The following is a 13,931-nucleotide window of genomic DNA, read 5'->3' as shown; positions in this document are numbered from 1 at the left end:
ACCGACCCTTCGCTATTTTTCATTACAACCGATGGAAGTTGAGCCTACCTGAAAAGTAAGCCAACAACCTAATGAACTGTAGCAAATAACCAGGTCGACCTACAGCGAACTACTCGTTGTTCCCCGGGGTTTGTCAGCAAATGATCCTTTTCTGAAGGGAGTGGTCCTGTGCATTCCTTGTGAATTCTACGCTTTTGTGAACTATTTTGGTATTTTTACTAGATTTTGCGGTTTGTGCGTATTGCTTTGATAGGGGCAGATCAACATAATATGCGCCGTGTATACGACAGCGTGTTTTCAATTCTTGCCTTTGATGGTTGTTTGATATGCTTCTCCTTATGCTTGTATATCAACGGGTGTGGGGTAAGAGTGAGACCGTGACTTTGTGACCGGAAGAATATTTCTTCCGGTTTTTTTTTGTCCCGCCTAAATTTTCCAGTTTCGTAATATTAGTTAAATTTCTCTATTCAGTCGGCGATTGCTGATTGCGAATTGTTTCCTATTTACAGTTTCCGGTTTTGTCGTAAGCTGTCACCTGTTTCCGCTTATCAGTAACAGGATGTAGCCTTTGAAAAGTGAATTTAACCTACGGCCGATCGAGCCATCCGATAACCCCGATATTGCCGGGATTATCCGCACCGTGTCCATCGAGTACGGCTTGTCTGCAGACAACGGATACGGGGTCTGTGATGCCAGCGTTGATCATATGTATGAAACCTATCAGGTTCCTGGAGCTGCCTACTGGATTGTCGAACGCGGCGGCAGAATATTTGGGGGTGGTGGAATTGCACCTTTGAAAGGGGACTCCCAGACGGCCGAATTACAGAAAATGTACTTCCTGGCGGAGTGCCGGGGGCATCGTCTGGGGTTTCGTTTAGCCGAAATGGCGCTGACATTTGCCACTGAAGCCGGATATAAGCAATGCTACCTGGAAACCACTGCCGCGCTGTCGGAGGCGATAGCTTTGTATCAGAGAATGGGATTCAGGCAGATAGCGTCTGCGATGGGGTGTACAGGACATTCCGCCTGTGAAATTCGTATGCTGAAAGCGTTGGGCTGATTACACCCAACCCAGAAGCTTGAGAGAAGTCACCGCAATACTGATCGTAAAGAACGATAGCAGTGTCGACAACGCGACAATCGCTGCGGCAAGCTCACTATCTCCTCCCATGGCTTTCGTCATCACAAAACTGACAGTCGCCGTCGGGCTCGCCAGCATCAGGAACAGTGTTCCCAGATAGAGCCCTTCAATACCAATCAGAAAGGCTATGATAATTTGGGCAACCGGTAGCCAGACCAGTTTGTACAGGCTTGCCTGCATGGCCAGGCTGGAGGATTGGCGGAGTTTTTTGACATTAACGGAGCCGCCGACGCACAAGAGTGCCAGTGGCAGTGTCAGGTCACCAAAATAGTGGCCGGTAGTTTTTACGATGCCGGGTAATTGCAGATGAAGACCTGCGAACACAAGTGCCGCCACGATCGCGATAATTAACGGGTTCTTGACGATATCCCGAAACAGCTTTCGCCAGGGCAATTTGGCGGATTGATGTTGTGCGACAGTCAGCGCCCATACCGAAAGAAGGTTGTACAGCAGGGTGATAAAACCAAGCAGGACAGACCCTACTGCCACCCCGGCGCTGTCGTAGGCGCGGGCACAAAGGGCGAGCCCGATAATTCCAAGATTTCCTCGAAATGATCCCTGGACAAAGACGCCAAGTTGGTTGGGAGGAATCCCCTGAATTTTAGCTATCCACCATATGGCGATAAAGCCCGCAATGGTGCAAAGAATCGCGTAAACCAACTGCTTCCCCTGAACGACCTCACCCAATTGAAGTGATGAAACGTTCAGAAATATCAGGATAGGCAGGGCGATCTTAAAGACAATGTTGGATCCTTTTTCGATGAAGTGGTCATCGATCAGCTTCATCCGTCGCATCATGTAGCCGAGTGCTACCAGGAAGAATATAGGTAGAACGATGTCGGCGGAAAACCAGGCACTATCCAACAGCAGCTCAAGCATAAGTTGTCCTGAAAAGAGGATCAGAGTGTATGCGTACTGGTGGGGAGTTTACGGTTGCTGAATGATGGGCGGCAACAGTGTTTGAGCATTACACCAGTAGATTGCCCCATGATATCGCTTTTTGATGGACGGAATATGGAGCATGGCCAAATGTCTAGCCGGGTAATCGATGCTGTAAACTAAAAAGGGGATAGCGGATACTCAGATGAGAGAAGTAACGTTATCCCCTTGCTTGTGTATCTCGAATTACAGCTTGGCCAGATCCTTCTCAATTTCTTCGATCTTGTTGGCCACGACCCTTTCCAGGTGGCGAAGATCTTTCAGAATCTTGGATTTCACATCCACCTGTTCGCCGGATTTATCCGCAATGCGGTCCAGCTCTTCCAGTACATGCACCAGGTTGGCTGCAATTTCGGAGGTGTTTTCATACTTGTTGGTGCCTGAATCTACCAGAACGCGTTTTTGCTGACGGGGAAATTTCAGCTTCATGCTTTTCTGGAACAGGTCACCTTTATCCTTCTTGTAATATACCTTCAGGATGTCATTTTCGGCTTCTGTGCGCAGAGAGTATCTGTCGATCCGCTCTGGATCATTAATACCGATATGTTTCAGATTAGAGTACATGCTAAAGCTCCTTGGGAAACGTGATGGTTAATAGCTATTCAGTGTAGCTTATTGCCACGCTGGAAAATGAAAAGTCTGCTTGTGTATGTAGGTTCGAATGACCATATTTTCCATAGGTAAATACCCGCATGAGCATCAAAAAACTTGATTTAGTTGAGAAAAATCAATTTCCCGATCATTGGGAACCAGGTGTCGAGAGTTAATGGTTTGAGTGAAATTTGTACACTTTGATTGGTTGGGCTATATAGTAAATAACGCCATCTAAAAGTATTGTGAAGTATTAAAGGTGCGCTATTGAACCGGACCAAAGTGGTCAAAGACATGATTCGGTTGGGAATGCGCTTTATTCCCAATCATCTTCTCGCCTATCGTCTCTGTGCTTCACAGAGCATCTGGTTTGTTCACCCTCCGACAGGGTTTCGTTGTGAGGCCGGGCTGGCTTTTGGCATTCCTGCACTCTGGTTAAGCCATGAAAGGGAATGTGATGCCCGTGTCATTCTCTACCTGCATGGTGGCGGGTATGTTGTGGGATCAACCAGAACGCATTTGGAACTGGCATGCAGAATCGGGCGGGCAAGCCAGGCTCAGGTCATGATGCTGGAATACCGGCTGGCGCCGGAAAACCCATACCCTGCGGCTTTGGAAGATGCTGTCCTGGCCTACCAGTATTTATTGGATAACGGTGTAAAAGCACACAATATCATTGTGGCAGGGGATTCAGCGGGTGGAGGACTCACGCTTGCTACGGTGATGGCGATCAGGGACAGTGGTCTACCTGTGCCGGCAGGCGCTGTCTGCCTTTCTCCTTGGCTGGATTTGAGTTGCTGCTTTTCATCGATCTCCCATCGAATTCAGCGGGATCCTATTATCACGCCAGAGCGGGTTCGTTTTTTTGCCCGCCATTATGCTGCCGGCCAATCTCTGATTGATCCCGGGATTTCCCCTTATTTCGGAGATCTGCGTGATCTGCCACCCGTTCTGATTCAGGTGGGCAGTGATGAAATTCTGCTGAATGAATGTAAGTACTTCTGTCGTCGTGCCAAGCGTATCGGAGTACCCGTGCACCTTCACGTTTGGCCTCATATGTTTCATGTCTGGCACTTTGCCGCCCGTTTGTTACCGCAATCCCGTTCCGCCATTCGCGATATAGGCCAGTTTGTGCAGACTCAGGCTCCAGTACACCGGCGCAAGGCTGCTTGAACGTAGCCCTATTCGATAACCCTGAAGCTCGAGAAATAACGCTCACACTTGCCATAATTTTGGCCTTATAATTCCTCCACTTTCCGTCAGCAGCTCGAGCAAGCTGTGCACGCCCGTCCGGGCATGATGTAAAGAGTTCCTTTCTTTCTTTGAGTACAACATTGATGACCACAAGGTCTTTTATTGAAGAGGCTGCCGACCGCTTGAGCAGTGATGGCTGGTGGGTGGCTGATAACTGGTTGCCGGCGGATCTCTCATCCAAGCTGTTACAGGACGCTATTCATCGATTTGAGGAAGGAGCTTTTAAACAGGCCAGGATTGGTAGTGGTCGCCAGAAAACCCTGCAGACTTCCATCAGGGCGGATGTGACTCACTGGCTAACGGGAGAGGGAGTCGCTCAGTCACATTTCCTGAGCTTTATTGAGGAAGTTCGCCTGGGCCTTAACAGAACGCTGTTTTTGGGGCTACAGCGGTGTGAGGCTCACTATGCGTTATACAAACCCGGAGCGTTCTATAAGCGACACATTGATAATTTCGATGGCAGCAGTCCGCGCATGGTGACATTCACCTATTACTTGAATCCCGATTGGGCCGAAGAGGATGGTGGGGCACTAAGAATGTATACATCTGCCCGGCAGCAAGATGCTGACGTGATGCCATCAGCGGCGGTTCAGGCTGGGCATCTTGATATACTGCCGGAATCCGGGCGTTTGGTGTTATTCATGAGTCAGGTGTTCCCGCATGAAGTGATGCCGACTTACCGTGATCGCTGGAGTATTGCGGGATGGTTGCGGACAGACAGCGCAGATCCTGTTATTGCTGCGATTGATCCTGGTCCCTGACTGGCGGTATGACCAGTCAAGGTTACTTTCAGGCTTTTGATTGAGGCTCTTTATGGGTTTAGAGCTTCGCGTATATCCCCGACCAGTTCCGGATCGTCCGGCTGCACCCGGGGGTTGTATCGTCCCACCACAGAGCCTTCAGAGTTCACCAGGAATTTCTCGAAATTCCATTGTATGTCCTCTCCCTCTCCTATCAGCCACTGGTAGAGTGGGTGTCTGTCTTCTCCGTTGACTTCTATCTTGGAGCTCATGGGGAAGGTCACATTGAACTTGGCAATGCAGAACGATTTGATTTCGCTCTCCGTGCCGGGTTCCTGGCCGCCGAACTGATTACAGGGGCAGGCCAGCACTACGAGACCGTCATTACGGTATTGGGAATACAGTTCCTGCAGTCCCCGATATTGAGGCGTCAAACCACACTCGCTGGCGACATTGACCAGTAAAACGGTCTTACCCTTCATCTCTGACAGGGGCAGGGATGCTCCATCAATATCCGTTAATGTGAAGTCGTAAAGCGTCGTCATATTCTCCTCCTGACAGAATGTGCCACCATTTCATCACTCCCTTGTTAAAGGAGAAACATCTGCCGTGGTGACGCCATTGGTATTTCCTTTTTCGGTTTTGGGCACGCTACCTTGCTGGAACAACTGAGCCGAACCCGCGCCACAGGAAATAATGGTTCGGATTGCCGATTCCACCTTGATATCCGGTCTCAGAGTGACACAGTCTGCGGAGACATGAAACACAAAACCGGTGGTCGGATTGGGGCCTGTCGGGACAAATACGGTATAGCGTCCATCCTCATGTTTACTGGTCACAATCGCGGTGACCGAAGTGGCCACTTCGTTGCCGAATATACTGACTTCCGCGACAGCACCCGATTTGAATGGAGAGTTGCTGCGGTCGCCAAACAGCTGGTTCACAATGTCTTTGACCATCTGATAGCCGGGAGCCAGCCGCTGCAAATGGCCGTCAAACTTTGCATGCAGGTACCGGCCAATACCGGTTGCCGTAATACTTCCTACCAGTATGCAGGCCAGGATGATCAACAGAATGACCAGCAGGTCTCCGAGTATTTCCGGGGCGGCCGTCCATCTGATGACGACGTCGGTAATGGGTTGAATCAAGTCTGTGACTGTTCTGAACAGCCAGCGAAAAAACAGCCCCAGAATAACCAATGGCAGGAGAATAACCACGCCACCAATGAAAGCGTTGCGAATGAGCAATTTGAGTTTGTTCATTGAGAGTTCCGGGGGTTAGCGACCACGACGTTCCAATTCTATTTTCGGGCAGTGGTCCATAATGACGGTGAGACCGGCACTACGAGCCATTTCAGCGGCTTCCTCGTTGATAACCCCGAGCTGCATCCAGATGACCTTGGCATCAGTTGTTAACGCTTCTTTGACTATTTCGGTGACTGTCTCGCTGCGGCGAAATATGTCAACCATATCGAATGGCTCAGGTATGTCTGTGAGAGATGCGTAAACCTTTTCCCCCAGCATTGTGAGTCCTGCGAGTCTAGGGTTGACGGGAATGACCCGGTAGCCCTTGAATTGCAGGAAGGACATCACCCGATGGCTGTCCCGATACGGTTTGTCGCTCGCCCCGACCATGGCAATGGTTCGGGAGAGGGTTAGTACTTGGTTAATTTCTTGGTCTATCGTCATAAATCTTGAGTCTTACAACAGGTTGGGCGTCATTATGTTGAGCCTGCGCGCGCTTTGGCAAGTCATGGAGATGAAGAATGGGTCATCTGTTATTTTTTAACGGCCGGAGATGCCATTTTCTTTGTAAAAAATTGTCATGAGTTTAAAGGGATCGGCGGCTATTCTGATTCTGCGGGGTAGGTACAATTCCTTATCTTTGGTGGTTATTAAAACACAAAAAAAAACCGCAAACTCAAAGGGTTGTTGATGCTCATGTAAAGAAAGCTGACATTAAATGGAGGGATTTGTGTAGTTTGTCACACAAAGCTGTAAAGGGAATTTAGCAGAGGTGATTAACGCGACATAGTGTTAGTGAAAAAAGCGTCGATTAGTGCACTTCAGCGAAGAAATTCGCGTTGTAAAAAGATGTGGCGTTGATGGGGAAGCCTGATAAATCCTGGCTTGGCGCCTTAAGCCGGGATGGTCGGGCAAAATGATGAGGAGGCCACCAGTGTCATCATTTTGCCATGGCAATTTGTTTAAGTTCCTGACAAATCGCGTCAGCTTCAGCTTGAAGAACCAGACAACGTAATTTGTTGCCGCTATTCAAAGCGCGGTTCAACTGGAGCATTTTGTTGCTGTAAAGTCTTTCTAACCGTTTGTTGTACTGAAGAATTTGGCTACTCATCGCTGCAATCTCCGTCATCATCGTTACTACCTTATTCCTACACCTTGCTTAACATTTATATCGACACTTGGTTGGTTTTCCGTAGTACTTCGGTCTTACTTTAAATAAAGCAAAAAACTTGCCTGCTTCGTTTTGCCGCTCTCAATTTTGATTGGCTCTGGTATCTTAGAACGCGAGTTTGGAATGAAATTCCCTTCAGTTACCAGATTGATTCTTAATCGTTGGAATAGGTATTTATGACTATTTTAGTTAGATTGGTGACATTGCGTTTGTAATATTAATTAATAGGTTAGAACAAATATCTAAGAAAGCAGTAGAAGAAATCAGTCTAAGTTTGAATGGTTTTATGATGTATTTGTCAGAACGGGCGAATAGCGCCCGAATTGAATCGTTTTAACATCCCAATGAGCTAATTCACAATCTGCAAATAGCTACATAGTCTAAGGCGAAGTCAGATGTATTTTTTAAGGTGGCGAAATTTTGTCATCTTCTTTCGAACCATACTTTCTATTCTTAACTTTCTCATCTGGACCAGTGAGGTGAGGCATGTTCTGGAAGTGTCGCCTGTTGCTGGAATGGTCCGGCTGCCATTGTTATGCTTGCCTGTCTACCTTTCCTGCTTAAAGGTTCTGGTGTGCTTCAACCAATAACAACAAGCGGCGCAGTCAGTTCGGGACATGTCATCGGTCCCTATGTAACCGCACTTCTTGAAACGGCCCAAAGAAGTGGTCTGTCCGTGGAGCAGTTGTGCGCGAGGATGGGAAAATCCCGTGATTGGCTACAACCCCTGCCATATCAGATTGGGGTGGCGGATTACCTGGCGTTGATGGCTGAAGGGGCATGCGTTAATTCTCATTTTGGTCTGGATGTGGGGGCCGCCGTCAAGCCCAATACCTACCCGGTTTTGGGTTATACGGCCATGAGTTGTGCCACCATTGCCCAGGTTTTGCAGCAGGTAGTACGGTTTGAGGGGATCAACCATGACTTGGGGCGGTCCGAAATCGGTGAGCAGGAGGGAATGGTTTATTACCGATGGCATGCCAATCCCTTGTTTGTCCCGGATACAGGACACGGTATCTATTCTCAATTGGTTAGTAGCGTATTCAGCGGCCTGATCAACTTTTCTCATTATCTGGTAACGGATCCACTTCCTTTGGTGCGAATGGAGTTCGCATTCGCCGTTCCTGAAGATACAAATCCGTATGAGGAACTGTTTGGTTGTCCACTGCTCTATGATCAGCCGCACAACACCCTATGGGTAGACCGCGAAATACTGGACTGGCCGGTATGTAACGCTGACGACATGACTTTTGCTGCCCTCAGTCGGCATGCTGAGTTGTTGCAGGAGCAGCAATATAGTTATCAGCAACAGACTATTGTCGAGCGCTTGCGTCGTGCGCTGCTGGATATGTTGCGAAGCCAGTTAGTGGGAATTGAGCCCGTTTCCCAGCGTTTGAATATGAGCGCGAGAACACTCCAGAGGAAGTTAAAAGAGGAAGGTACTACTTACCAGAATGAGCTTGATCATATCCGACGCGAGCTGGCGGAAAGCTATCTTGGTCATAGCCGTCTCTCCGTCAGTGAGATTGCTTTCCTGTTGGGCTACCAGGAGCAGAGTTCATTCAATCATGCTTTCCGTGAATGGCTGGGAATGTCTCCAGGTGCATATCGGCAAAGCCGTCATCTTCAGGCAGACAGGCCACGGCCAGGTGGGTAGAGCACGATCTGGTGGCTAGAGCATGATAGGTGAATTATTCTCACGGATATTCTGGAAAGAGTATATACGGGTCAGCTTTCTATGCCGGGTACTCTGGAAATCTGTCCATCACTTGCTGACCAGAACGTACAGTTTCTACCTTGCTTTTTGGCTTCGTAGAGCGCCTTGTCTGCCATTGCCAGATAGTCCTGCGGCTGGGTTGCCTTGACCGGGTGGAGAGACACGCCTCCAATGCTGATAGTGACTCTGATCGGCTGGGTCAGGTTCCAGGTAATGGTGCTCTCCACTTCCTCTCTCAGTGTTTCGGCCAGTGCAATGGCATCATCGGTTTCCACCCCCGGTAAAATGACCGCAAACTCTTCTCCACCATAACGGGCCACAACGTCACTTGAGCGCTGGATGTGGTTCTGCAACGTTCGGGCAGTATTGATCAGGCAACTGTCGCCGACCAGGTGCCCGAACTCATCATTGATTCGTTTGAAGTGGTCAATATCAATCATCAACAATGCCAGAGGGTAGTCGAGACGGTTTGCCCGGCGTATTTCTGAACTGAGAAGCTGGTCGAAGAATCGACGGTTTTTGACTCCTGTCAGACCGTCCAGGGTGGTAAGTTCTGTCAGATAGTTGGCCTGCTGGCTGAGTTTCAAATTGCTGATGACTGCTTTTTCATATTCCCTCCTGGGAAGGTTGCTGACCCAGCTCATCCCGCCGGCGAAGATCAGTAGAACCAGGCCAAGTGGTGTGGGTTGGAGCGAATATCCACTGAATGATACGACGATGGCGGGCCCGAGGAGCGAGAACATCAGCCAGTAAACCAGAGTGGACTTAATGGATAAAGAACTGGCTCCCCCGGCTGCAAGCGCCAGTGTTCCTGTGAAAATCAGCGAATAGTGATCAGAAAGCGGAGTCGGCAGAAGAGCCAGCACCAGAAAAACACCCCAACTGGAGGCGTTAAGAATCAGGGCATGTATGAGTAGCCAAAGAGGGGCATGCTGACCGTTTTGCAGACATGTGGCAAATCTTCGGGTGCAGTACCAGCGATACAGGGAAGTCAGAGAAATCAGGGCACCGATACCCAGAAGCCAGGACATTTTAGCTTCTGTGGGCTGGTAATCGAGAAAATCTGCGGGCTGATAACCGAGGATAGACAGAGTGATGATGAGCCAGACAGCCGGATAGAAGATAATTCCCGGCTTTTGCCTGATAGCCAGATCCCGGTCCCTCTGGTGCTCCAGGGCCGAACGAAATTCTCCTGATGCCTCCACATGCCTGTTCCCAGGCCATCCAGTCGACCCTCTGTTCATAACCAGAACCATGATTTAAGTAGTTGGTTATTCTTCTCAGACAATAGCAAAAACCAGAACCTGGTCTGATTGATCTGGGGCAATTTGCTTCATACCCAGGTCGTCCTTGTCGATTCATTCTCTATCACAGCAGGGTGACGAGACCAGAAATCATAAGTAAAGAAAGGTAATCATATCAAAAAGGTGCCGGGACATTGCTGATTTTGGTTTTGCTGACTACATTTTGAACAATGGGCAATAACTACAGTGGGCGGCAAAAAGAGTGAGCGGTAAGTAAGAGTGAGCGGTAAATTAAGAGTTGAGCGGTAAATTATGAGTGAGCGGTAAATTATGAGTGAGCGGTAAATAAAGGAGTAGCGGCCTCGCTGGGTCTGAATATGCCCGCCCATCCAGGCAAATTCAGGGAAGACCACAAGAGGTTGGCGTAGGGGGAGAGAGCCATGTCTAAATCCATCATTATCTGCTGTGATGGTACCTGGAACCGGCCAGAGTCTGAACAGGAACCATCAGCACTACCCACAAATGTTCTGAAACTTGTTCGAAGCATCGTCCCGAGATCTGGTGGGCGTGAGCAGGTCGTCTATTACGACTCAGGAGTGGGAACCGGAGGTTTATGGGACAAATGGATTGGTGGCGCAATGGGCGTCGGAGTCTCGGATAACATCATGCAGGCCTACCGGTTTCTGGTGAATAACTGGGCAGAAGGGGACCGGATATACCTGTTCGGCTTCAGCCGGGGGGCCTACACGGTAAGGTCTCTGGCGGGACTGATTCACCTGTTTGGGCTGTTGCACAAACACGAGCTCAAGTACTTCCCCTGTATCTATCGTTATTATCGAACAGATCCGGCCCGCCGCATTAATATGGATTACGAGTATCTGGCCCGTAACCTCCAGGATAGTGTGCTGGAGGGGGGACGCAAAACACTGATTACCTTCATGGGAGTATGGGATACCGTAGGAGCGCTGGGGGTACCGGTTCCAGGGCTACGTGAATTATCCAAAGGTTGGGTCGGTTTTCACGATACCCAGCTTTCCGACACCGTGGAGTTTGCCGTTCAGGCGCTTGCAATTGATGAACTTCGAAAGCCCTTTGCACCAGATTTGTGGACTCAACATCCCGACAGTTCAGACAAACGCTGGGAGTATGACAACCGGCGAATACTGCAGGTGTGGATGCCCGGAGGGCACAGTGATGTTGGGGGAGGATATCCCGAAACCGAACTGTCTGACCTGGCACTTAACTTTATGTACGACCAAGCCTCTGCCCATGGTCTGGTGCTCGATCGTGACGCCGTTCTCAGTTCAAATCCGGACCAGCAGGCATTGGGCGAAGTTCACAATAAACAAAAAGGATTCTATGAGTTGCTGGGGGATTACCAGCGTCCCATTGGGCGAAAACAGGCAGAGGCCAATGGTCTGCAGCCAGGAATTAATGAAAAGCTGCATTGGTCAATTGGGGTACGTAGAGAGCAGAATATTGCCGGCTTTAACAAAGGAAACCTGTATGCCGCGCTGAATGACAAAGTCCCTGTCTACCATAACCGACAGCATCACCGGATGCCGGTGGCACAGAGTGCTGAGTTGGCGTATGTCAAAAGTCTGGATTCCACTGGTGAATACTGTCAGATCATCGACTATTCCGCAGGCGGGGCAAAGGTGGCAATCCCCCTGGCACCGCAAAACGGAGAGTCTGTACAGATCCGGCATGATTTATGGGGAGAGCGTCAAGCCAGAGTTATGTGGGTCAGAGGGCGGGAGACCGGGTTGGCATTTGCCGCGTAAGTCCTGACATTCAGAACCCCATCGTTAAGCGTCGCTCAGGATATGATTGTTGAGCGCTGCTCGGGATATTACTCAGGCGACTTTCTGGTTACTACCCGGGCGGAGTGTCAGGATACTACTCAGGCGTGTGTCAGGATACTATGTGGTAAGCCCTATCGAAGCCTGCTTACCGGAGTCCCATGCGCAGAAGAAATGACTACGACGATCGCGAGCCTATCGCCATTAGTTGGGGAACATTGAAATCCCTGATTCCTTATCTGCTGGAATATAAACCCCGCATCATTCTGGCTTTGAGTTGTCTGGTGGCAGCCAAGCTGGCCAGTGTAGGTCTGCCTTTTATTCTCAAATATATTGTCGACGACCTGGACGGCATTCACGATGGCGGCAGGACGGCTTTGATGGCGATGCCGCTTGGGCTTCTGTTGGCATATGGTGCTGTGCGATTTGCCAATGTGTTGTTCGGCGAGGTCCGTGACACCATTTTTGGCCGTGTCACAGAAAGGGCCATGCGTCGTATCGGCCTCAAAGTATTTGAACATCTTCACTCCCTGGATCTGGAGTTTCACCTTAACCGCAGCACGGGTGGGTTATCCCGTGATATCGAACGGGGAGTTTCAGGTATCAGCTTTATCATGCGGTTCATGGTATTCAATATCGGACCGACCTTACTGGAAATCAGCCTGGTGATCGGGCTGTTATTGATCAACTACGAAGTCTGGTTCGCTATCATTACCTTGGTTGCTGTGGTGGTCTATATCGCTTTTTCAGTTGTGGCAACCGAGTGGCGGACAGGGTTTGTCCGAGCGGCCAATAAGGCAGACTCGGAGAGTAATTCCCGGGCCGTCGACAGCCTGCTGAATTATGAAACCGTCAAATACTTTGGCAACGAACAGTATGAAGCCGATAAGTACGATCAGGATCTGGGGCAATGGGAGAGCGCCCGAAGGAAGAACCGACTTTCTTTGTTCGCCCTGAACGGAGGTCAGTCCCTGATCGTGGCGTTGGCCATGACTTCCATGATGGTGCTGGCTGCATTCAATGTCTCCCAGGAAAGCATGACCATCGGTGACTTTGTGCTGGTGAATGCTTTTATGATGCAGTTATTCATGCCATTGAATTTCCTTGGATTCGTTTATCGGGAAATGAAAGGCTCGCTTGCCAACATTGAGCGGATGTTTCGATTACTGCACCAAGTCCCCAAAATCAGCGATAAGGAAAATGCCGCACCACTGAACGTCAGCCGGGGCGAAATCCGGTTCAATCAGGTGGACTTTGGTTATCAGGATGAGCGACCCATTCTCAAGCAGGTCAGTTTTACCGTCTCTCCCGGCCAAAAGCTGGCGGTGGTGGGCAGCAGCGGTGCCGGTAAATCTACGCTGGTGAAGCTGTTATACCGCTTTTATGACGTCAGCGGTGGTGAAATCATGATTGATGGTCAGGACATAAGGGATGTCTCCCAGCATTCCCTGCGTCAGGCCATAGGCATCGTGCCTCAGGATACGGTGCTGTTTAATACGACGATCTATGAAAATGTCCGCTATGGTCGGATCGATGCTACTGCTGAAGAAATCACTGCAGCGATCCGAATGGCCCACCTGGATCACTTTATTCGTCAGCTCCCTAAAGGGCTGGAGACCGTCGTAGGGGAGAGAGGTCTAAAGCTCAGTGGAGGAGAGAAGCAGCGTGTGGCCATTGCCCGGGCGATTCTCAAGAAACCGCCCATCATGGTGTTTGATGAGGCCACCTCGTCGCTGGATAGCAAATCTGAGCAGATTATCCTCAAAGCCCTGAAAGAGGTGGCTGAAGGTCATACCAGTCTGGTGATTGCCCACCGGTTGTCGACCATTGTGGATGCAGACCGGATTGTCGTCATGCAGGATGGCGCCATCGTCGAAACCGGCAACCACCAGCAACTCCTGGCCTTGAACGGCTTCTATGCCCAGCTATGGCGGGTTCAGCAGTCGGAAAGATCAAAGGATGAATCCTCGGAAGTGGCAGGGATGAACGAGGCGTTGAAATGATGAACAAAAAACAACCAATTGTGCGTGCATCCGAGAGATATTTCGTTATAATGGCGCCCCGAATTTTTTGCTCTGGTTTTACGTT

The 13,931-nt window shown here is 49.7% G+C and carries 13 protein-coding genes; 6 read left to right on the top strand and 7 right to left on the bottom strand.

Annotation, left to right across the window (positions count from 1 at the left end; all coding sequences use genetic code 11):
• The first annotated feature begins 568 nt into the window (after window positions 1-568).
• Window positions 569-1,060, top strand: coding sequence for a GNAT family N-acetyltransferase (locus BTA51_RS02505; RefSeq protein ID WP_094705805.1), 492 nt, complete (start codon window positions 569-571; stop codon window positions 1,058-1,060).
• On the opposite strand, the gene BTA51_RS02500 is transcribed toward BTA51_RS02505, so the two are convergent.
• Complete coding sequence (locus tag BTA51_RS02500; RefSeq protein WP_094705804.1) at window positions 1,061-2,020, bottom strand: AEC family transporter; 960 nt, start codon at window positions 2,018-2,020, stop codon at window positions 1,061-1,063.
• A 246-nt stretch (window positions 2,021-2,266) separates the two neighbouring features.
• Window positions 2,267-2,644 carry a DUF3461 family protein gene (locus BTA51_RS02495; protein WP_094705803.1) on the bottom strand — a complete coding sequence of 126 codons (378 nt, stop codon included), beginning with the start codon at window positions 2,642-2,644 and terminating at the stop codon, window positions 2,267-2,269.
• A gap of 294 nt (window positions 2,645-2,938) precedes the next feature.
• On the opposite strand from BTA51_RS02495, the gene BTA51_RS02490 reads away from it, so the two are divergent.
• Window positions 2,939-3,844 (top strand): alpha/beta hydrolase, encoded by a 906-nt coding sequence (locus BTA51_RS02490; protein ID WP_094705802.1) that lies wholly within the window; start codon window positions 2,939-2,941, stop codon window positions 3,842-3,844.
• Window positions 3,845-4,008: 164 nt separating this feature from the next.
• Window positions 4,009-4,686, top strand: a complete 678-nt coding sequence (locus tag BTA51_RS02485; RefSeq protein ID WP_094705801.1) for a 2OG-Fe(II) oxygenase — start codon at window positions 4,009-4,011, stop codon at window positions 4,684-4,686.
• Between the two features lie 50 nt (window positions 4,687-4,736).
• Here the strand turns inward: BTA51_RS02485 and BTA51_RS02480 are convergent, their stop codons facing one another.
• From BTA51_RS02480 to BTA51_RS02465, 4 genes are all read right to left on the bottom strand, one after another.
• Window positions 4,737-5,210, bottom strand: coding sequence for a glutathione peroxidase (locus BTA51_RS02480; RefSeq protein ID WP_094705800.1), 474 nt, complete (start codon window positions 5,208-5,210; stop codon window positions 4,737-4,739).
• Window positions 5,211-5,243: 33 nt separating this feature from the next.
• Window positions 5,244-5,927 carry a DUF502 domain-containing protein gene (locus BTA51_RS02475; protein WP_094705799.1) on the bottom strand — a complete coding sequence of 228 codons (684 nt, stop codon included), beginning with the start codon at window positions 5,925-5,927 and terminating at the stop codon, window positions 5,244-5,246.
• Window positions 5,928-5,942: 15 nt separating this feature from the next.
• Entirely contained in the window at window positions 5,943-6,353 is a 411-nt protein-coding gene (locus tag BTA51_RS02470) for a CoA-binding protein (protein ID WP_094705798.1), read from the bottom strand.
• 496 nt (window positions 6,354-6,849) lie between these two features.
• Window positions 6,850-7,041 carry a hypothetical protein gene (locus tag BTA51_RS02465; protein WP_094705797.1) on the bottom strand — a complete coding sequence of 64 codons (192 nt, stop codon included), beginning with the start codon at window positions 7,039-7,041 and terminating at the stop codon, window positions 6,850-6,852.
• Window positions 7,042-7,654: 613 nt separating this feature from the next.
• Here BTA51_RS02465 and BTA51_RS02460 point away from each other — a divergent pair.
• Window positions 7,655-8,737, top strand: a complete 1,083-nt coding sequence (locus BTA51_RS02460; protein ID WP_168188024.1) for an AraC family transcriptional regulator — start codon at window positions 7,655-7,657, stop codon at window positions 8,735-8,737.
• A gap of 71 nt (window positions 8,738-8,808) precedes the next feature.
• On the opposite strand, the gene BTA51_RS02455 is transcribed toward BTA51_RS02460, so the two are convergent.
• Window positions 8,809-10,002, bottom strand: coding sequence for a diguanylate cyclase (locus BTA51_RS02455; protein ID WP_246840887.1), 1,194 nt, complete (start codon window positions 10,000-10,002; stop codon window positions 8,809-8,811).
• Window positions 10,003-10,481: 479 nt separating this feature from the next.
• Here BTA51_RS02455 and BTA51_RS02450 point away from each other — a divergent pair, with 479 nt between their 5' ends.
• Window positions 10,482-11,825, top strand: coding sequence for a phospholipase effector Tle1 domain-containing protein (locus BTA51_RS02450; RefSeq protein WP_094705795.1), 1,344 nt, complete (start codon window positions 10,482-10,484; stop codon window positions 11,823-11,825).
• A gap of 179 nt (window positions 11,826-12,004) precedes the next feature.
• Window positions 12,005-13,846: an ABC transporter ATP-binding protein/permease gene (locus tag BTA51_RS02445; protein WP_094705794.1), complete on the top strand. Its 1,842-nt coding sequence runs from the start codon at window positions 12,005-12,007 to the stop codon at window positions 13,844-13,846.
• Window positions 13,847-13,931 lie beyond the last annotated feature (85 nt).

Source organism: Hahella sp. CCB-MM4 (assembly GCF_002260525.1).
Taxonomy (GTDB): Bacteria; Pseudomonadota; Gammaproteobacteria; order Pseudomonadales; family Oleiphilaceae; genus Hahella.
The sequence above is the reverse complement of the archived record's forward strand: the minus strand, read 5'-3'. Positions and strand labels throughout refer to the sequence as shown.